The organism is Pseudooceanicola algae (assembly GCF_003590145.2).
Classification (GTDB): domain Bacteria; phylum Pseudomonadota; class Alphaproteobacteria; order Rhodobacterales; family Rhodobacteraceae; genus Pseudooceanicola; species Pseudooceanicola algae.
Window position 1 is genome coordinate 2,226,018 of record NZ_CP060436.1, and the last position, 20,186, is coordinate 2,246,203.

Consider the following 20,186-nt stretch of genomic DNA (forward strand, 5'->3'; position numbering starts at 1 on the left):
TTGCCCGGCACCCTGAATATGGGTCGGACGCTGCCACTGTCGATCATCGGGCTGTCAGCCCTGGGTAGCCTGTGGGGTGGTCTGGCCCGCATCTGCCACGGCGCGTCCGCGCATCCTGTTGCCCAGATACCGGGCCAGCTTGTCGGCCGCCGGGGACAGGGTGCGCCCGTGCAGCTTGACCAGGCGCACGTTCGCCGGCGGCATTTTCCTGATGCGGATCAGCGCGACATTCCCCGCCCCGTCTTCAGTCTGTTCGTAGAGCGACAAACCGAAGGTCACCAGGCCGGCATTGCGGCAGGCACTGGCGATGGAGGCATAGGTATTGCTTTCAACGGCCGGCGTCAGAAAGGTGTTTTCGCGGTTCGCATGTTGGTCCAGCATCAACCGCAACCCTGATCCCTGCGGCGGCAGGACGATCTGATGCCGGGCGATCTCGGCGATACTGACCTCGCGCTCTGCGGCCAGCGGATGGCTGGTCGTGACCACGGCGTAAATTTCCTGATCCGCGTCGCCGAGCACGGAAAGATCCGTATGATCGGACAAGTTCAGACACAGGCCGATGTCGGAATGATACTCCTGCAGGTCCGTCATCGCCCGCGCCGAGGACGAATGATTGATCGAGACCGTGACCTTGGGATTGTTCAGCTGAAACCGCGCCAGGTGGACGGGAAGAAAGCTCTCCAGCACCGATTGACTGGCGCAGATACGGACGTGCCCACTGGTCGTCTTCTTGATCGCCTGCAATTCTCCCCGGACCTTTTCGAACTCGGCAAGCTGGCTGCGGGCATAGACGGTCAGGTATTGCCCCGACCGGTTCAGGCGCAAGCCCTTCGAGGTGCGCTCGAACAGCTCGACCCCGAATTGCGTTTCCAACGCCAGGATCTTCCGGCTCAGGGCAGAGGGGGTCAGGGACATGTGATCCGCCGCCTTGCGGATGGAGCGGAAGCGTTCGATGGCATCGAGAATCTTCAGATCGTTGAGACTTTGCATCGGGACCGCCGCCCTTACGCCGACAGGGGCACGACATTGTCGCGCAGGATGTTCAACTCGACCTGGCCGGTGTCGACCGGGCGGGTTTCCGAAAAGAAGGTCAGATCCTGCCCCTGGACTTCGACCTTGACCTCGAACCTGCCGTCGATGAAGACGACATCCTGCACGCGCGCGGTCACCTCGCCCCGGTCGGGCGCGATCTGCAGGGCGTTGCGGGGCAGCAGAAGCCAGTCGTCAGTCCAGGGCGTGTTGCCCAGAAAGTCGCGCGGCACGATGTTGCCCGCGTTGACGAAACGGGCGATGCCCACTGTGCTGGGCCGGGTAAAGACCTTGAGCGGCGCACCGACCTGCTGGATCTGGCCATCGACCATGACGGCGATCCGGTCGGACAGGATCTGCGCCTCGCGCCGGTCATGGGTCACGTTGATGCAGGTCAGTCCGAATTGCCTGGCCAGCTTGCGGATCTCATGGCCGAGATCATCGCGCAGGTTGGAATCGAGGCTCGCCAGCGGTTCGTCCAGCAGGATCACCCTGGGCGACAGGGCAAGGGCACGGGCGATACCCACCCGCTGCCGCTGTCCGCCCGACAGTTGGCGCGGATACTTGCCCGCATGGGCCGACATCTGGACCTGCGCCAGCACCTCCTGAACGCGGGTCGCCATGTCGGCCTTGCGCCAGCCATCGCTGCGCAGCGGAAAAGCGATGTTTTCATCGATGGTCATATGCGGCCACAGCGCATGATCCTGAAACACAAAACCGAAGCGCCGCGCCTGGGTCGGCACGAAGGTCCTTTTCGCGGCCTCATCAAGGACGGTGCCGTTGCAGGACAGAACACCGCTGTCGGCGCGCTCCAACCCGGACAGGATGCGCAGCAGGGTCGATTTCCCGCTGCCGGATTCGCCCAGCAGGGTGATGAATTCGCCCTCGGCAATGTCGAGGTCGATGCCCTTCAGGATCTGGGTCGTGCCAAAGCTCTTGCGCAGGGACTGGATGGTGATCATGGCTTACTGGCCTTTCTTGAAGCGCAGGCCGTTCAGGTAATTCCCCAGGGCGATGAAGCTGCCCGAGATCATCACCGACACCAGGCTCATGGCCATGGCCGTATTGACCGAGCCCTGGTCGAACTGGTGGAAGACGAAGGTCGAGACGGTCTCGAACCCCGGCGGCGTCAGCAGCAGCGAGGTCACGAGTTCGCGCGAGGCGATGGAAAAGACGATGAAGCCCGAGGCCACCGAAACCCCCAGCAGGGCCGGGCCGTTGACCCGCAGGATCACGCCCAGGTCACTGGCGCCATAGACCACGGCGGCGTCCTGCATCGACATAGGCAACTGGCGCAGCGTGCTGGTGATCATGCGCACCGGATAGGGCAACATGATGCAGGTATAGGCCAGCAGCATCACCCACCAGGTGTTGTAGGGCGACCAGGGCCAGAAGACCTGATTCCACACCAGGATCAGACCCACGGCGACCGTCATCGCCGGCAGCGCGTTCGGCAGCGTCAGCAGGAAATCCAGCGGCCCGGAAAGCACCGAGCGCCAGCGCACGATGAAGAAGGCCGCCAGCACGCCGATTGTCACCGTGACCAGCGCCGTGACGGTCGCCAGGTGAAGGCTGGTGCCGATGGCGCCCAGGGCCTCTTCGTGGGTGGTGAACAGCTCGATGAAGGCATTGAAGTTCAGGTTGGACCAGACAAGCCCGCCCGACATGCGCTGCATCATGGCGCTCAGCAGGATCGACAGGAGCGGCAGAGCGACGGCCACCAGCGCCAGTATGCCAAGGGCCACATGGGACAGAGCGGTGCCGAGGCTGTCGCGCTGCGAGGCACCGGGAGGTGTCTGCACCTCGTCGACCGAGATCGCGGTGCGGCGCATCAGTTGCATGTGCAGGGAATAGGCCCCGAGGGCGATCAGGATCAGGATCAGCGACAGAACCGAGGCACCCGGCAGGTCGATGGGCCAGTCGGTCAGCTTTTCGTGGATATAGGTGACGACGAAATCGATGCCGACCCGGCGCCCGAGGATCTCGGCGGTGCCGAATTCCTCGACCGTCATGATGAAGACCAGCAGGTTGCTGGACACGATGGCCGTCCCCACCAGTGGCAGCAGGATACGAAACAGCCGGCGCATGGGCGTGGCGCCAAAGACCCGCGCAACTTCGTCATAGCGCTGCCCGACGATCTGCAGGGCACTGGAGGTGGTGAAATAGATGATCGGGAACAGGTTCAGCGCCATCACCGCGGCGATGCCGAAGAAGGTATAAAGCACCGCGCTGATGTTGAAGCCGAGGATCTGTTCGATGAACCCGTTGCGCTGGCCCAACTGGATCCAGGCGAAGGACCCGGTGAAGGGGGGGATCAGGAAGGGCACGAGGAAACAGAGGTCCCAGATCGCGCCGCCACGCCCGAGCTTGCCCCGCAGGATGGCGGCCGTGACCGCGAGCAGGGTGGAAAGGGCGCAGACCGAGATCCCCAGCGCGACCGAGTTGAACACCGCCTGTACGAGGCGCGGATCGCCGAGGTGCGGCGTGAGGTTGCCGAAAGCACCGGCAAGGGACAGTTCGTTCAGTTGCGGGAAAATAGCGAAAAGGATGATCGACAGGATGGGCAATGCGACGACCACGAAGGCCAGCCCCATCGTCGCGAAGAAAAGGGAGGCGCGGATGGCGCCTCCCGATGTCTTTGTGACCGATGCGGACATCGCGATTACTCGACAGCGGCCTTGAAGGCGGCCATCGTCTTCTCTGCATCAGCCGCGGCCTGGGCGTCGTCGAATTCGATCAGGGTCAGGTCGTCCCAGCCGGGGCGATCGGCCTTGATGTCGGTGCGCGCGGGCAGGATCATGCGGTCGGCGACCAGCGCCTGACCTTCTTCGGACAGGACGAAGTCGATGAACTTCTTGGCGTCTTCAGCCTGATCGGTGGAGGCCGGGATCATCAGGGCCCGCGGCGTCAGAACGGTACCGGAGGCGGGATAGACGACCTCGATCGCCTCGCCTGCGGCCTTCTGGCCGAGCGCGATGTAATCGACCGCGCCGAAGACCACGCCACGCGCCCCCGAAAGCACCGGGTTCAGGGCAGCACTGTTGGCGCCGGGCACGATCATGCCATTCGCCTTCAGGTCGCGGAACAGGCTCCAGGCGGCATCGCCGTCCTTGCTGACCAGACCCTGCACAAGCGTCAGCGCCGCGCCGGATGCGGCCGGATCGGGCATGGTCACCATGTCCTTGTAGGCCGGATCGGTCAGGTCTGACCATTCGGCCGGTGCCGGCATGTCGAGGCCGGTGTTGTAGACCATGGCAATCGCGGCCGCACCCTGCGCCACGTAGTCGTCGGACTTCAGCGAGGCCGGCACGTTTTCGGCATTGGGCGAGGTATAGGCCAGCAATTCGCCGGCCTCGCTCAGGGAAATGGCGTGGCTCCAGGAAGCCGAGATCAGCACATCGGCATGCGGGTTGGATTTTTCCGCCTCATAGCGGGCCATCACCTTGCCGGAATTCGATTGGAAAAGGTTGACCGTGATGCCGGTCTTTTCGGTGAAGGCTTCTGCCAGCGCGGCCGAGAGCGGCTTTGGTCCAGCGCTGTAGACGGTCAGATCTTCGGCATGTGCGCCACTGGCGGCCAGCAGGGCGAAGGCGGAGATCGCGAGCTTGCGGATCATGAGAAATCTCCTTTGAGATATCGGGAAGGAAGAAGCTTGTGTGGGGTCGTTGCGCCATAGCTATGCGAAACGCCCCCCTTCCTCGCAATGTGCCGCATCAGGGAATTCGGCGCGTATCGTCCCGAAAATCGGGACAGGTCAGCCTGCGCTTAACACGGGAATGTAACCGGAACGCGACAGATGGCTTTCAAAATCCTCAAGAAATGCGTTGATTTTGGGGGCCTTCGCCTGGCTTTTATCGGATGGGGGTGCAGGGGACGCGCAGAAGCGTGCCATTATTTGTGACGGTTTTGTAAAATGTCAGGGGCTGGTGTCATGGGGTTTCGGCCCCCTTCAGATGTGACGCCGGCTTGCGCCGGCTCTCGCAAAGCGGGGGCCTTCCTCAGGGCGCCGGGGCGTCCGCCCTCGATGTGTTTCCGACGGGATGAAGAGGAGGGGTCGCGGCGGCTGTGAGGTCCTGTCCGAGTATTTACGGCCAGATGAGGAGAGCCGTTCAGAGGCGGCGCAGGACCTCCTGCAGGACGCGGTCGGCGATGCGGGGCAATTGCTGGCCGCGATTGTGCAGGACGAAATAGGGCGAGACGCGGATTTCCAGGTCGAGGTCGAGCACGGCGAGCTTGGCGCCAAGGCTTTCATGGGTGAGGATTTCTGCCACCTCCTCGGATTGCGGCGAGATCACATCGGAGCGAGAGAGCAGCGCCAGCACCACCAGCAGGGAGGAGGAATTGTTGACATTGCGCGGCACCGGGCGGCCGATCTGCAGGAAGGCATCCTCGACCGCCTGACGGATGGGCGAGCCGCGTTCCTGCACAACCCATTCGTATCGCGCCACGTCTTCCAGCGACAGGGCGCGGCGCCCGGCCAGCGGATGGGCCGATCGGACCATCAGCGCGACATTTTCGGACCGGGCCGGGTAGACGTGGAATTCGCCATGTTCCTCGGTCGCGGCCAGCCGGGCGATGATGAAATCAAAGCGTCCCTCCTTCAGGCCGCGGACCAGTTGGGTCGAGGGGCCGACCTCGATCGTGGCTTCGACGTCGGGGGATTGTTCCTTGATCCGGCGGATGGCGGGCATGAGGTAGCCCATGGCGGGGCCGGTGACCGCGCCGACGCGGACCTCGCCCGACTGGCCGATGTTGAGGTTCTCGACCTCTGTCTGCAGGCTGTCGAGCTCCGCCAGGATGACCCGGATATGGCGCAGGAAGACCGTGCCGACCGCCGTCGGTTCCATCCAGCGCGGATGGCGGATGAACAGCGGCGCGCCGGCTTCCTGTTCGATCTCGGCCAGCATCCGGCTGGCGGCGGGCTGCGAGATCGCCAGTTCCGCTGCCGCAAGCTGCAACTTTTGTTGCCGGGCGATCTCGGTCACCAGGCGCAGGTGAATGGGTTTCAGGCGGCGGATGAGGTCCATGAGTCATATGATACCATTTTTGGTATGACTTCTAGCTTAAATAGAATTTTACAGTCATGACGATGGCGCATACCCAGTAGGCGGTTGAGGAGACCAGACACCAGGAAACAGCGTGCGTGACCGGCAGATCCCCTGCCCGGATCGCACATAGTGGAGGAGCACTATGATTCTCAGAACTCTCGCGGCCAGCACGGCTGCCGCTCTCATCCTTTCGTCCGGCGCCTACGCCGAGACCGTCGGCATCGCCATGCCCACGAAGTCTTCGGCGCGCTGGATCTCGGACGGGGAATCCATGGTCGCCCAGTTCGAAGAGGCCGGTTACGACACCATCCTGCAGTATGCGGAAGATGACATTCCCAACCAGGTCGCGCAGATCGAGAACATGATCACCCGTGGTGTGGACGTGCTGGTGATCGCGGCGATCGACGGCACCACCCTGTCGAACGCGCTTGAGAACGCCCACTACGCCGACATCCCGGTGATTTCCTATGACCGCCTGATCCGGGACAGCGAATACGTCAGCTACTACGCCACCTTCGACAACTTCCAGGTCGGCGTGCTGCAGGCCTCGTCGCTGGTCGCCGGACTGGAAGACCGCTTTGGCGAGGGCCCCTACAACGTCGAGTTGTTCGGCGGCTCGCCCGACGACAACAACGCCTATTTCTTCTATAACGGGGCCATGTCGGTGCTGGACCCGCTGATCGCGGACGGCACGGTCAACATCGTCTCGGGCCAGACCGGCATGGAAAAGGTCGGCACCCTGCGTTGGGACGGCGCCGTCGCCCAGTCGCGCATGGATAACCTGCTGTCGGCCTATTACACCGACCAGCCCGTGCACGGCGTCCTGTCGCCCTATGACGGCCTGTCCATCGGCATCCTGTCGTCGCTGAAGGGCGTCGGCTATGGCTCGGGCGACATGCCCATGCCCATCGTCTCGGGCCAGGACGCAGAGCTGCCCTCGGTCAAGTCGATCATCGCCGGCGAGCAGTATTCGACCGTCTTCAAGGACACTCGCGTTCTGGCAGGCGTTGCCGTGGATATGGCCGAAGCGGTTCTGGAAGGCACCGACCCCGAGATCAACGACACCGAGACCTACGACAACGGCGTCAAGATCATCCCCTCCTACCTGCTGGAACCGGTCCTTGTGGACAGTTCGAACTGGAAAGAGGTCGTGGTCGAAAGCGGCTATCACGACGCGGAACAATTCTGATCCGAAACAGCGCGGCCCCTTTTCGGTCGCACGACCTGCCCGGTTGCCTTTCCGGGCAGGTCCCTCCCCCCCCAGAAAGCGATAGGGCAAAGCCATGACTACTTTGCTTGAAATGCGCTCCATCACCAAGGAATTTCCCGGCGTCAAGGCGCTCGACAACGTCAACCTGACGGTGGCCGAGGGCGAGATCCACGCGATCTGCGGCGAGAACGGCGCCGGGAAATCCACCCTGATGAAAGTGCTCTCGGGCGTCTATCCCGCCGGATCCTACGACGGCGAGATCCATTATGACGGCAAGCTGGCGCAGTTCAGCAATATCTCGGACAGCGAAGCGCTCGGGATCATCATCATTCACCAGGAGCTGGCGCTTGTCCCGCTGCTGTCCATCGCCGAGAACATCTACCTGGGCAATGAACGTGCCAGCAAGGGCGTGATGGACTGGCGCGAGACCTTCCGCCTGACCGAGGGCCTGCTGGCCAAGGTCGGCCTGAAGGAAGGGGCATCGACCCTGATCGACAGCCTCGGGGTGGGCAAGCAGCAGCTGGTCGAGATCGCAAAGGCCCTGTCCAAGGATGTGCGCCTGCTGATCCTGGACGAACCTACCGCGGCGCTGAGCGAAAGCGACAGCGCGGCCCTGCTGGAACTGATGCTTGAGCTGAAGAAGCAAGGCGTCACCTCGATCATCATCAGCCACAAGCTGAACGAGGTGCGCCATGTCGCCGACAGCGTGACCGTCATCCGCGACGGGGCCACCGTGTCGACGATGGATGCCCATGTCGAGGAGATCACCGAGGACCGCATCGTGCGCGACATGGTGGGCCGCGACATGGCCAGCCGCTATCCGGCACGGCCCCGCGTGGCCGGCGACATGCTGATGGAGGTGCAGGGCTGGAACGTCTGGCATCCCGAACATGCCGACCGCCAGGTGATCCGCGACGCCGATTTCAACGTCCGCGCCGGCGAGGTGGTCGGGATCGCGGGCCTCATGGGGTCCGGGCGGACCGAGCTTGCCATGTCGATCTTCGGGCAAAGCTACGGCAAGAACATATCGGGCAGCGTCAGGATGCACGGGCAGGACGCCGATACCACGGACGTCGGCAAGGCCATTGCGGCCGGGCTGGCCTATGTCACCGAGGACCGCAAGAGCCTTGGCCTGATCCTCGAGGAAACCATTGCCCGGAACGTCACCCTGGCCAACCTGGAGGGTGTTTCTCATCAGGGGGTTATTTCCGAAGGCCAGGAGACCGAGGTCGCGGAAACCTATCGCCGCGCCATGAACATCCGCACGCCGGGTGTCTTCCAGAAGGTCATGAACCTGTCGGGGGGCAACCAGCAGAAGGTCGTCCTGTCAAAATGGCTGTTCTCCGGCCCCGAGGTGCTGATCCTGGACGAGCCGACCCGTGGCATCGACGTGGGCGCGAAATTCGAGATTTACGGGATCATCAACGACCTTTCCGCGCAAGGAAAAGGCGTTGTCATGATCTCTTCTGAGATGCCCGAACTGCTGGGCATGTGTGACCGGATCTACGTGATGAACGAGGGCGCGCTGGTCGGTCAGCTGTCCGCCGAGGACGCGAGCCAGGAGCGCATCATGTCCATGATCGTCACGGAATAGGGAGTGGGACGAGTGGAAACCGCAGAAAACAACAACGAAAGCAAGGGCATCGGCGCCTACCTTGCCGGCCACCTTCGCGAATACGGGTTGCTGGTCGCGCTGATCGCGATCATGGCCTTCTTCCAGATCGTGACCAACGGGGTCCTTCTGAAACCGGTGAACATCACCAACCTGTTCCTGCAGAACAGCTATATCATCATCATGGCGCTCGGCATGCTGATCGTCATCGTGGCGGGGCATATCGACCTGTCGGTGGGGTCCGTCATGGGCTTCGTCGGGGCGCTGGCCGCCGTCATGATGGTCAACTGGGGCTGGCCGGTCTGGCTGGCGATCCCGGCCTGTCTGCTGTCGGGCATCCTGATCGGGGCCTGGCACGGCTACTGGGTCGCCTATTGGAAGATCCCGGCCTTCATCGTGACCCTGGCCGGCATGCTGGTGTTCCGGGGCCTCTCCCTCTGGCTGCTGGAAGGGCAATCCGTCGGCCCCTTCGAGCGCAGCTTCCAGTCCCTCTCCACGGGCTTCATCCCCGATGTCTTCGGCATCGGCCGTCCCAACGGCACGGCGCTGGCCGCCGGGGTCATCGCGGTGATGCTGATCCTCTGGATGGGGCTGAAACAGCGGGCGCGCAATGCCAAGTACGGCATGGATGACGAACCCATGGCCTTCTTCATCGTCCGCAACTTCGTCGTCTGCGGCGCGCTGTTCTACGTCATGTACAAGCTCGCCGGTTTCCGTGGTCTGCCCAACGTCATGATCTCGATGACCGTGCTGACGGTGATCTACGCCTTCATTACCGAGAACACCGTTCTGGGGCGGCGGATCTATGCGCTTGGCGGCAACGAGAAGGCCGCGAAACTGTCGGGCATCAAGACCGAAAAGCTGACCTTCCTCGCCTTCGTCAACATGGGGATGCTGGCGGCCCTGGCCGGGCTGATCTTTGCCGCCCGCCTGAACACCGCGACGCCCAAGGCGGGCTTTGCCGTAGAGCTTGACGTGATCGCGGCCGTCTTCATCGGCGGCGCGTCCATGTCGGGCGGTTCGGGCAAGATCATCGGGGCCGTGGTCGGCGCCTTTATCATGGGCGTGCTGAACAACGGCATGTCGATCATGGGCATCGGCATCGATTACCAGCAGGTCATCAAGGGCCTCGTGCTGCTGGCGGCCGTCTTCTTCGACGTCTACCAGAAGAACAAGGGCTAACGCCCCCTCGGGTGGCCTTCGGGCCGCCCCCCGACCCGGACCGCCGACAGGGGTTCCCCGGATTTCGCGGCACTGCCTGGCCGACCTCCCCGCCTGGCACGCGCCCCGCGCCATGGGCTGGCCAGGCCCCGCGCGCCAACATCGCCGGAAACGGCGACCAGCAAGAGACAAGGCTGTTTCACCATGACGTTCAAACCCGCCCCATGGCCCCGCAAGCTGCGCTCCCAGGAATGGTACGGCGGCAATTCCCGCGACACGATCTATCACCGCGGCTGGATGAAGAACCAGGGCCACCCCCATGACCTGTTCGATGGTCGCCCGGTGATCGGCATCATGAACACCTGGTCCGACCTCACCCCCTGCAACGGCCACCTGCGCGAGCTCTCGGAAAAGGTGAAGGCCGGCATCTGGGAAGCCGGTGGGTTCCCGGTCGAAGTGCCCGTCTTCTCGGCCTCGGAAAACACCTTCCGCCCCACGGCGATGATGTTCCGCAACCTCGCCGCCCTGTCGATCGAGGAACAGATGCGCGGCCAGCCCATCGACGGCTGCGTTCTGATGGTCGGCTGCGACAAGACCACCCCGTCGCTGATGATGGCCGCTGCCTCCTGCGATGTGCCCTCGATCGTCGTCACCGGGGGGCCGATGCTGAACGGCTATTTCCGCGGCGAACGTGTCGGGTCCGGCACGCACCTGTGGAAGTTCTCCGAAGCCGTGAAGGCCGGTGAGATGACGCAGGAAGAATTCCTGGAAGCCGAAGCCGGCATGTCGCGGTCCTCGGGCACCTGCAACACCATGGGCACCGCAAGCACCATGGCGTCGATGGCCGAAGCCCTTGGCATGGCACTGTCCGGCAATGCCGCAATCCCGGCCGTCGACAGCCGTCGTCGCGTCATGGCGCAGATGTCGGGCCGCCGCATCGTGCAGATGGTGAAGGACGACCTGAAGCCTTCGGACATCATGACCAAGGCGGCCTTCGAGAACGCGATCCGCACCAATGGCGCCATCGGGGGGTCCACCAATGCGGTGATCCACCTGCTGGCCATCGCCGGGCGCATGGACGGCGTCGACCTGACGCTGGACGACTGGGACCGTTGCGGCCGCGACGTGGCGACCATCGTGAACCTGATGCCCTCGGGCAAGTACCTGATGGAGGAATTCTTCTATGCCGGCGGCCTTCCGGTCGTCATCAAGCGTCTCGGCGAAGCCGGGCTGCTGCACAAGGACGCCCTGACCGTTTCCGGCGAAACCATCTGGGACGAGGTCAAGGACGTGATGAACCACAACGAGGACGTGATCCTGCCCGCCGACAAGCCCCTGAAGGAACAGGGGGGCATCGCGGTACTGAAGGGCAACCTTGCCCCGCTTGGCGCGGTTCTGAAACCTTCCGCCGCGTCCGAGCACCTGCTTCAGCACCGGGGCCGCGCCGTGGTCTTCGAGGACATCGACGACTACAAGGCCAGGATCGACGATCCTGATCTCGACATCGACGAGACCTGCATCATGGTCATGAAGAACTGTGGGCCAAAGGGCTATCCGGGCATGTCCGAAGTGGGCAACATGGGCCTGCCGCCGAAGGTCCTGCAGAAGGGCATCACCGACATGGTGCGGATTTCGGACGCCCGCATGTCAGGGACAGCCTATGGCACCGTGGTCCTGCACACCTCGCCCGAAGCCGCCGCCGGTGGCCCGCTGGCCGTGGTGCAGAACGGCGATTTCATCGAACTGGACGTGGCCAACCGCTCGATCCACCTCGATGTCTCCGATGCCGAACTGGCCACGCGTCTGGCGGCCTGGACACCCCGGCACGAACAACCCGCCTCGGGCTATGCCTGGCTGCATCAGACCCACGTCGAAGGGGCCGACACCGGCGCCGACCTCGACTTTCTCAAGGGCTGCCGGGGCAATGCGGTCGGAAAGGATGCGCACTGATGGATATCGCCCTTGTAGGGATCGGCAAAATCGCCGTCGATCAGCATGTCCCCAGCATCGCGGCATCGCCCGATTGGGACCTGACGGCGACGGTCAGCCGCCAGGGATCGGTCGAAGGCGTCCCCGCCTTCGACGATTTCGACCGGATGCTGGAGGAAAACCCCGGCATCCGCGTGGTTTCCCTGTGCCTGCCGCCGGTGCCGCGCTTCGACTTTGCCGCACGGGCCCTCAAGGCCGGTCGGCACGTCATGCTGGAAAAGCCCCCCGGCGCCACCCTGTCGGAATGCGGCGAATTGGAAAACCTGGCCCGCGCGCAGGGTCTCAGCCTGTTCGCCACCTGGCATTCCCGCGAGGCCGACAAGGTCGATGCGGCAAAGGCCTGGCTGGCGGACAAGACATTGCGCAGCCTCACCGTCACCTGGCGCGAGGATGTGCGGCGCTGGCATCCGGGTCAGGACTGGATCTTTGAACCCGGCGGCCTTGGCGTCTTTGATCCCGGTATCAATGCCCTGTCGATCGTGACCAAGATCCTGCCCGTCCCGATCCACCTGGCCAGCGCGGTGCTGCGTATCCCCGAAAATCGCCAGGCCCCGATTGCCGCCGCGCTCAGCTTTGCGCATCCGGGCGGGGCCAGGGTCGCCTGCGAATTCGACTTCCGTCAGGAAGGCGAACAGACCTGGACCATCGAGGCTGTCTGCGATGAAGGCACCCTGCTGCTGACCCATGGCGGCGGGCAGATGTATATCGACGGCCAGCCCACCGGCGAGACCGAGGTCGGTCTGGCCGGCGAATACCCCCGCCTCTATGCCGCGATGGCAGCGCTGGTGCGCAAGGGCGGCATCGACATGGACCTCAGCCCGATGCGCCATGTCGCCGACGCTTTCCTGCTTGGCCGCCGCGAGACGGTCGCGCCGTTTGACTTCTGAGAAAAGGACCGGACCCTTGAAATCCCCCCTTACAGGTATCCTGCCTGTCGCCCCGACCCCGTTCCTTGACGATGGCAACATCGACGTCGAGGGCATGAAGAACGTCATCGACTGCCTGATCGACCAGGGCGTCGATGCGATCTGCATCCTGGCCAATTATTCCGAACAATTCGTCATCTCGGACGAGGAACGCGCCCTGCTGACCAAGGTCAGCCTTGACCATTGCGCCGGTCGCGTGCCGGTCATCGTGACGATCAGCCACTTCTCTACCCGGATCGCCATCGAGCGCGCCAAGTATGCGCAAAGCCTCGGCGCTTCCATGCTGATGATGATGCCCCCCTACCACGGTGTCGGCCTCGTCCCGGCGGCCGAAGGCATCTATGAACACTTCGCCGCCGTCTCGGACGCGGTGGACATCCCGATCATGATCCAGGACGCGCCGCTGTCCGGTGTCACCCTGCCGGTGCCGCTGCTGGTGCGCATGGCGCGGGAAATCGAGAATGTTTCCTACTTCAAGATGGAGACGCCCTTTGCCGCCGACAAGCTGGCCCAGCTGATTGCCGAGGGCGGTGATCACATTGTAGGCCCCTTCGACGGCGAAGAAGCGGTCACCCTGCTTGCGGATCTCGATGCGGGTTGCACAGGGACGATGACGTCTGGCATGTTCCCCGAAAAAATCCGACCAATCGTCACAAGTTATCTGGCAGGAGACCAGGAAGCGGCGCTCGAGCATTGGAAACTCTGCATGCCGCTGATCAATCACGAAAACCGCCAATGCGGGCTGCGTGCCTGCAAGACGGTTTACAAAGCTGGCGGCGTGATTAAGTCCGATCATGTACGCCATCCCCTGAAACCGATGTCCCAGCGTACGACGGATCGGCTGCTGCACCTGGCAGAAGAGCTGGACCTGATTGCATTACGCTGGGGCAAGTAAGCGAGTATCGATAATGACTTTTACCCCCCACGGAAAACATCTGATCGCCGGTGACTGGGTCGCCGCGGACGCCAAGTTCACTTCGACCCCGACCAACGGTGCGGGCCAGGAATTCTCGGCCGGGAACGCCGATCTGGTCGATGCCGCCTGCCTCGCCGCAGAAGAGGCCTTCTGGGACTACGGCTATTCCTCGCGCGAAACCCGCGCGGCCTTTCTGAATGCCATCGCCGATGAAATCGAAGCGCGCGGCGATGCGATCACCGAGATCGGCACGCTGGAAACCGGACTGCCCGCCGGACGCCTGCAGGGCGAACGCGGCCGCACCACCGGTCAGCTTCGCCTGTTCGCGACCGAGATCCTGAAAGGCGATTACCTCGACAAGCGCCTGGACGAAGCCCTGCCCGACCGTCAGCCCGCCCCGCGCCCCGAAATCCGCCTGGTGGAACGCCCCATCGGTCCGGTCGCGGTCTTCGGCGCCTCGAACTTCCCGCTGGCCTTCTCGACCGCGGGCGGCGACACCGCCGCCGCGCTGGCCGCCGGGTGCCCGGTGGTCGTCAAGGGTCACGAAGCCCATCCCGGCACCGCCGAAATCGTCGCCGAGGCCATCCATGCCGCGATCAAGTCCTGCGGCCTGCATCCCGGCACCTTCTCGATGATCCATGGCGGCAGCTACGAAGTGGGCGGTGCACTGGTCACCCATCCGCTGATCAACGCGGTCGGCTTCACCGGCTCGTTCCGGGGTGGCAAGGCGCTGTTCGACCTTTGCGCACAGCGCGACGTGCCGATCCCCTTCTTCGGCGAACTCGGCTCGATCAACCCTGTCTTCCTGCTGCCCGAGGCGATGAAGGCCCGCGCGGCCTCCATCGGCGCGGGCTGGGCCGGATCGCTGACCATGGGCGCGGGGCAATTCTGCACCAACCCCGGTGTCGTCGTGACGGTCGAAGGCGCGGAAACCGATGCCTTCGTCGACGCAGCCGTGTCCGAGCTGGCAAACGCCCCGGCGCAGATCATGCTGACCGAGGGCATCGCCGATGCCTATCGCGCCGGCCGCGACAAGATCGCCGCCCATGCAGGTGTCGAGGAACTGCTCGCCAGCTCCTGCGAAAAGCGTGACGCGACGCCCTATGTCTACATCACCACAGGCAAGGAATGGCTGTCCAACAAGGACCTTGCGCATGAGGTCTTCGGCCCGCTCGGCATCGTCATCAAGGTCAAGGACCAGGACGAGATGCTGGCCGTGGCACATGGCTTTGACGGTCAGCTGACCTGCACGCTGCAGATGGATGATGGTGACATGAAGGTCGCGGGCAAGCTGCTGCCGGTGCTGGAACGCAAGGCAGGCCGGATCCTGGCCAACGGCTTCCCCACCGGGGTCGAGGTTTCTTCGGCCATGGTGCATGGCGGACCCTACCCTGCCTCGACCAACTTTGGCGCGACCTCGGTCGGGACCATGGCAATCCGGCGCTTCCTGCGTCCGGTCAGCTACCAGAACCTGCCTGCGGCGATCCTGCCGGCAGACCTGAAGGACTGAGGCGATGCAGCAGGCCAGCTGGATCGCCGTAGACTGGGGCACCTCCAACCTGCGTCTCTGGGCCATCGGCCCCGAGGGGCAGGTGCTGGCCGAGCGCAGTTCTGCTGATGGCATGGGCGGGCTCGAGCCGGACAGGTTCGAACCCGCCCTTCTGGCGCTGGCAGGGGATCTGCTGGCGCCGGAGCGCAAGACCGACGTGCTGATCTGCGGCATGGCGGGGGCACGGCAGGGCTGGGTCGAAGCGCCCTATGCCGCCGTGCCCTGCGCCCCCGCCGGCGGCGCGCCCACCCCGGCCCCCGCCCGGGATTCGCGCCTGTCTGTGCGCATCCTGCCCGGCCTCAGCCAGGCTGGCCCCGCCGACGTGATGCGCGGCGAGGAAACCCAGATCGCCGGCTTCCTTGCCGGTCACCCCGATTTCAACGGTACCCTCTGCCTGCCCGGCACCCATACCAAGTGGGTCCGGGTCGCCGATGGCCGGATCACCCGATTCCGCACCGCCATGACCGGCGAATTGTTCGCCCTTCTGTCCACCGCCTCGGTGCTGCGCCACTCGGTCTCGATCGAAGGCTTCAGCGAGGCGGCCTTTCTCGACGGGTTCGATCAGGCGGCTGCCAGCCCGCTGACCCTGGCGCTGGACCTGTTCTCGATCCGCCCGGCATCGCTGCTGGCCGATACCGCGCCCGAAGCCAGCCGCGCCCGCCTGTCGGGCCTGCTGATCGGGGCCGAGCTTGCCTCGGTCCGGGATTTCTGGGACGGCTGTCCGGTGGTCGTCATCGGCACCGCCGCCCTGTCGCAACGCTACCGCGAAGGGTTGCACCGTCTTGGCGCCGAGGCCGCGATCAGCGACCACCCGGCGCTGGCGCTGGAAGGCCTGCGCGCCGCCCATGCGCGTTTCGCCAAGGAGAAAACATGACCCGTTCCATCGTCGCCATCCTGCGCGGGATCACCCCCGAAGACGCCCTTCCGATTGCCGAAGGGCTGATCGACGCGGGCATCACCATGATCGAGGTGCCGCTGAATTCGCCACGTCCCATGGTGTCGATCCGCGCCATGGCCGAGGCCTTTCACGACCGCGCCCTGATCGGCGCCGGCACGGTGCTGAGCGTCGACGACGTGAAGGACCTGCGCGCCGCCGGGGGCCAGCTTGTGGTTTCGCCCGACATGAACCCGCAGGTGATCGAGGCCAGCAAGGCGCTCGGCATGGTCTCCTACCCCGGTGTGATGACCCCGACCGAATGTTTCGCCGCCCTGCGCGCCGGGGCTGACGGGCTGAAGCTGTTTCCCGGCTCGCTGATCGGACCCGCCGGCCTGAAGGCAATGCGTGCGGTGATCCCGGCCAAGGTGCCGGTCTTTGCGGTCGGCGGTGCCAGCCCGGCCAATTTCGCCGAATGGTTCGCAGCCGGAGCCGACGGGTTCGGTATCGGCACCGCGCTTTACCGCCCGGGCGACACGGCCGATCTGGTCATCCAGCGCGCCCGCGAGATCGTCGCCGCCTATGACGAAAGCGCGCCGGAATGACCGGCGGCCCCGTTCCGGCCGCCCCCCACGATCCTTCGAGCTGCGCCAATAAGCCTATCGACAGCCAGCCCTTCGACACCCGGCCCTGCCATCTGGGAGAAGGCGCCCTTTGGCACCCTGAACGACAGCAGCTTTTCTGGTTCGACATCCTCGAAAACCGGATGCGGTCGCAGAAGGACGGTCAGGCGCTGGAATGGCAATTCGACGAATACCACTCTGCCGCCGGCTGGGTTGATCATGACCGGTTGCTGATCGCCTCGGAACGGGGCCTCTGGCTGTTCGATGTCGACAGGGGGCACCGGGATCTGATCGTCCCGTTGGAAGCCGACATGCCGGAAACCCGGTCCAACGACGGGCGCGCCGACCCGCAAGGCGGGTTCTGGATCGGCACCATGGGCAAGGCGGCGGAGCCCGACGCCGGGGCGATCTACCGCCTCTATCGCGGCAAGCTTGAACCGGTGTTTCAGGACATCACCATCCCCAATGCCATCAGCTTCAGCCCCGATGGCCGCACCGCCTATTTCGCCGATACGGCGCGCCAGGTGGTCCGCCGCCAGACGCTGGACGAAGACGGCTGGCCCCTTGGCCCCGCGACGGTCTTTCTGGATCTTGCCGCCGAGGGGCTGTTTCCCGATGGCGCGGTCGTGGACGGCGAAGGCTACCTGTGGAACGCCCAATGGGGCGCGGCGCGGGTTGCGCGTTATGCCCCGGATGGCAGGCTGGACCGGGTCGTGTCGGTGGGCGGGCGCCATGCCTCCTGCCCCGCCTTCGGCGGACCGGACCTGTCGCGTCTTTTCGTCACCACCGCGCAGGAAGGGATCGCAAATCCCGATGCGGCCCAGGGCCTTGTCTACCAGGCCGGGACCGGCATTCGCGGTCAGGCCGAACACCGGGTGATCCTGTGACGACCTTCGGGACATTGCCGGGCGGCGAGGCTGTTCGGACCGTCACCATCGCGGGCGACGGGCTGCGCGCCGACCTGATGACCTTTGGTGCCAGCCTGATCGACCTGCGCCTCGATGGCGTGCCGCATCCGCTGGTGCTGGGCAGCCCGCGCCTGCAGGATTACCTTGGCCCGCTGCGCTATTTCGGCGCCACGGTGGGGCGCTATGCCAACCGGATCGCAGGCGGGTGCTTCAGCATCGACGGGACCACCTGGCAGCTGGACCGGAACGAAGCCGGGCGCACCACGCTGCATGGCGGCAGCCGGGGCATGGGCGGTGCCAACTGGCACCTGACCGAGGCCCGCGCCGACATGGCCCGCTTTGCGCTGACCCAGCCCGATGGCCACATGGGTTTTCCCGGCGCGCTGGAGGCCAGTTGCACCTACCGTATCGCCAATGCCGTGCTTGAAATCACGATGGAGGCGACCTGCACCGCCGCCTGCCCGATCTCGCTGGCCAATCACGCGTACTTCAACCTTGATGGCAGCGCAGATGCCCGCGATCATACCCTGAAGATCGCGGCCCAGCGCTATACCCCCGTCGATGCGCAGCAGATCCCGACCGGAGACCTGATCCCGGTAGCCGGCACCCCCTTTGATTTCCGCGCGGAACGGCCGATCGGCACCGCCGGTTACGACCACAACTTCTGTCTCGATGGCAGCGGCCTGCGCCCGGTCGCGACGCTGAGGGGGCGCAACGGGGTGTTCATGCAGTTGGAAACCGACGCGCCGGGGCTTCAGGTCTATGATCTGGCGCATCTGTCCGCCGGGACCCAGGGGCATACGGGGATGACCTATGGCCCCCATGCTGGCATCGCGATGGAAACCCAGGAATGGCCCGACGCGATGAACCAGCCCGCCTTTCCCGATCCGGTGAAACCCGCCGGCGCGGCCTATTGCAACACCACACGCCTAAGCTTTTTCGCGGAATGACCCGTCTCGCCGGATGAACCGGCCGGAACGCATTCGGGAGGAGGAGTGAAAGCGCACCGGCCGGTAGGTCTTCGCCCTAAAGGAGGAGGCGGGCAAAGAAGGAGGTCGTCCTGCTGATCCAACTGGATGTCGCATTCGGCAGGCCGAGAACCGGAAATGTCTTGAGGTCATTGATGCCCGAAACCCGTCCTGACCGGAAAGATGCGACGCCACGGAACCTGCCCGGTATGGGGGCAATCTTCGCGCCGGTGCATATTCCGAAGACACTTTTTCGCACCGATGGCGCTATCCTGATCGGTTTGTGGATGATCGCTGCAAACGGATCCAGACAGACGTCTGATGCGCGGCGAAATTCCGGGCCTCAGCCCGCCACCGGCACGACCCCCCAGCCCAGCCCCTTGGAGGCCAGCCAGCGGCGATAGGCGATGGCGCTCTTGTCGGCGCGGATCGGGGTTTCTGCGCGGGGATCCAGCGGCAGACAGCGCGGATACTGGTTTTCCAGGATCGGCTTGTCCTGGGCAAAGATCACCTGCTGAAAGCGCCGGATATCCAGATCGCTGCTGGTCTCGTCGAGGATGCACATGCCCGAATGCGCCCGCACCTGATCTTCGCCCATCGGCTGCACGAAGATAAAGATCGCATCCAGCCGCCCGGCCACCGGGCTGGATTTGTAAAGGATCGCGCAATTGGGGTGCGGCACGCGGTAGGTATATTCGACGTCCATGCCTTCGCTCGACGACACCGCCGCCTGGGGCTGGAAGAAGCGGCAATTGGTCGCCAGCACCTCGTCCCGTGCCTCTGAAACCTCGACATCGTATTCCTTGACCTCGGTATGGGGTTCCTCGCCCAGGATACCGGTGTGGACGTAAGGAAAATGCCCCATGTCGAGGAAGTTCTCGATCACCCGCCCGGCCGAGGCATTGACCCCGAAGACTCCGGTCACCACGAAACGACGGTCGTTTTCCAGGAATTCGGGGAAGGGAAACAGGGGGCGCGGGTCGTCTCCGAAACTGGCCCAGACATAGCCGTAGCGGGTCTGCGACAGCACCGTTACCCCGTCCGAGGTGACCCCGGCGCCGCCGCCCGCCAGCGCGCGGATCTGCACCGCCCGGTCAAGCAGACGAGTGTCGCAGGCGCCGGCGCGTTGCAATTCGTCCAGCGACACCACGGGGTGCCAATAGGACAACATCACGGGATCGGAGCAGGGGAACTGGGTCATCGGGGCCTCGGGTTTCGCAATCAGGCACAGGATCCGCGCCTTGCAGGTCAGCGCAAGCAAAAACGGTCCGGCCGAAGAATCGCTTCGGGTTCACCCATGCGAGTGCGCGCCATATTTCCGCGCCCCACCTCTGCGAGGTTGATATCGGGGCAAAGCCGCCTTAGGGAAAAGG

17 protein-coding genes are annotated in these 20,186 nt (G+C 64.4%); 11 read left to right on the top strand and 6 right to left on the bottom strand.

The window, feature by feature from the left end; genetic code table 11:
• Positions 1–54: 54 nt before the first annotated feature.
• From PSAL_RS10410 to PSAL_RS10430, 5 genes are all read right to left on the bottom strand, one after another.
• Positions 55–990: a LysR family transcriptional regulator gene (locus PSAL_RS10410; protein ID WP_119837793.1), complete on the bottom strand. Its 936-nt coding sequence runs from the start codon at positions 988–990 to the stop codon at positions 55–57.
• Between the two features lie 14 nt (positions 991–1,004).
• Positions 1,005–1,991 (bottom strand): ABC transporter ATP-binding protein, encoded by a 987-nt coding sequence (locus PSAL_RS10415; protein WP_119837792.1) that lies wholly within the window; start codon positions 1,989–1,991, stop codon positions 1,005–1,007.
• Positions 1,992–1,994: 3 nt separating this feature from the next.
• A complete protein-coding gene (locus PSAL_RS10420; protein ID WP_119837791.1) occupies positions 1,995–3,686 on the bottom strand; it encodes an ABC transporter permease in 1,692 nt (563 codons plus the stop codon).
• Positions 3,687–3,691: 5 nt separating this feature from the next.
• Entirely contained in the window at positions 3,692–4,645 is a 954-nt protein-coding gene (locus PSAL_RS10425) for an ABC transporter substrate-binding protein (protein ID WP_119837790.1), read from the bottom strand.
• A 493-nt stretch (positions 4,646–5,138) separates the two neighbouring features.
• Positions 5,139–6,056 (bottom strand): LysR family transcriptional regulator, encoded by a 918-nt coding sequence (locus tag PSAL_RS10430; RefSeq protein WP_119837789.1) that lies wholly within the window; start codon positions 6,054–6,056, stop codon positions 5,139–5,141.
• A gap of 163 nt (positions 6,057–6,219) precedes the next feature.
• Here PSAL_RS10430 and chvE point away from each other — a divergent pair, with 163 nt between their 5' ends.
• The 11 genes from chvE to PSAL_RS10485 all read left to right on the top strand — a co-directional run bounded on the left by chvE (position 6,220) and on the right by PSAL_RS10485 (position 18,795).
• On the top strand, positions 6,220–7,266 hold the full coding sequence (gene chvE / locus PSAL_RS10435) for a multiple monosaccharide ABC transporter substrate-binding protein (protein ID WP_119837788.1): 1,047 nt from the start codon (positions 6,220–6,222) through the stop codon (positions 7,264–7,266).
• 94 nt (positions 7,267–7,360) lie between these two features.
• On the top strand, positions 7,361–8,881 hold the full coding sequence (mmsA, locus tag PSAL_RS10440) for a multiple monosaccharide ABC transporter ATP-binding protein (RefSeq protein WP_119837787.1): 1,521 nt from the start codon (positions 7,361–7,363) through the stop codon (positions 8,879–8,881).
• Positions 8,882–8,893: 12 nt separating this feature from the next.
• The gene (mmsB, locus tag PSAL_RS10445; RefSeq protein WP_119837786.1) at positions 8,894–10,081 is read left to right on the top strand and encodes a multiple monosaccharide ABC transporter permease; all 1,188 of its coding nucleotides are present in this window, start codon (positions 8,894–8,896) and stop codon (positions 10,079–10,081) included.
• A 183-nt stretch (positions 10,082–10,264) separates the two neighbouring features.
• Complete coding sequence (araD, locus tag PSAL_RS10450) at positions 10,265–12,010, top strand: L-arabinonate dehydratase (protein WP_119837785.1); 1,746 nt, start codon at positions 10,265–10,267, stop codon at positions 12,008–12,010.
• Positions 12,010–12,936, top strand: coding sequence for a Gfo/Idh/MocA family protein (locus PSAL_RS10455; protein WP_119837784.1), 927 nt, complete (start codon positions 12,010–12,012; stop codon positions 12,934–12,936). Before araD ends, PSAL_RS10455 begins: the two co-directional genes overlap by 1 nt.
• A 16-nt stretch (positions 12,937–12,952) precedes the next feature.
• Complete coding sequence (locus tag PSAL_RS10460) at positions 12,953–13,870, top strand: dihydrodipicolinate synthase family protein (protein ID WP_119837783.1); 918 nt, start codon at positions 12,953–12,955, stop codon at positions 13,868–13,870.
• Positions 13,871–13,883: 13 nt separating this feature from the next.
• Entirely contained in the window at positions 13,884–15,401 is a 1,518-nt protein-coding gene (locus PSAL_RS10465; protein WP_119837782.1) for an aldehyde dehydrogenase (NADP(+)), read from the top strand.
• Between the two features lie 4 nt (positions 15,402–15,405).
• Positions 15,406–16,314, top strand: a complete 909-nt coding sequence (locus PSAL_RS10470; protein ID WP_119837781.1) for a 2-dehydro-3-deoxygalactonokinase — start codon at positions 15,406–15,408, stop codon at positions 16,312–16,314.
• Positions 16,311–16,919, top strand: a complete 609-nt coding sequence (locus PSAL_RS10475; protein WP_119837780.1) for a 2-dehydro-3-deoxy-6-phosphogalactonate aldolase — start codon at positions 16,311–16,313, stop codon at positions 16,917–16,919. The genes PSAL_RS10470 and PSAL_RS10475 overlap by 4 nt, the downstream gene beginning before the upstream one ends.
• A complete protein-coding gene (locus tag PSAL_RS10480; protein ID WP_119837779.1) occupies positions 16,916–17,824 on the top strand; it encodes an SMP-30/gluconolactonase/LRE family protein in 909 nt (302 codons plus the stop codon). The genes PSAL_RS10475 and PSAL_RS10480 overlap by 4 nt, the downstream gene beginning before the upstream one ends.
• Positions 17,821–18,795, top strand: a complete 975-nt coding sequence (locus tag PSAL_RS10485) for an aldose epimerase family protein (protein WP_231388485.1) — start codon at positions 17,821–17,823, stop codon at positions 18,793–18,795. Before PSAL_RS10480 ends, PSAL_RS10485 begins: the two co-directional genes overlap by 4 nt.
• Positions 18,796–19,156: 361 nt before the next feature.
• Here PSAL_RS10485 and PSAL_RS10490 read toward each other — a convergent pair whose 3' ends face one another.
• Entirely contained in the window at positions 19,157–20,074 is a 918-nt protein-coding gene (locus PSAL_RS10490) for an aromatic ring-hydroxylating oxygenase subunit alpha (protein WP_231388486.1), read from the bottom strand.
• Positions 20,075–20,186: the final 112 nt, after the last annotated feature.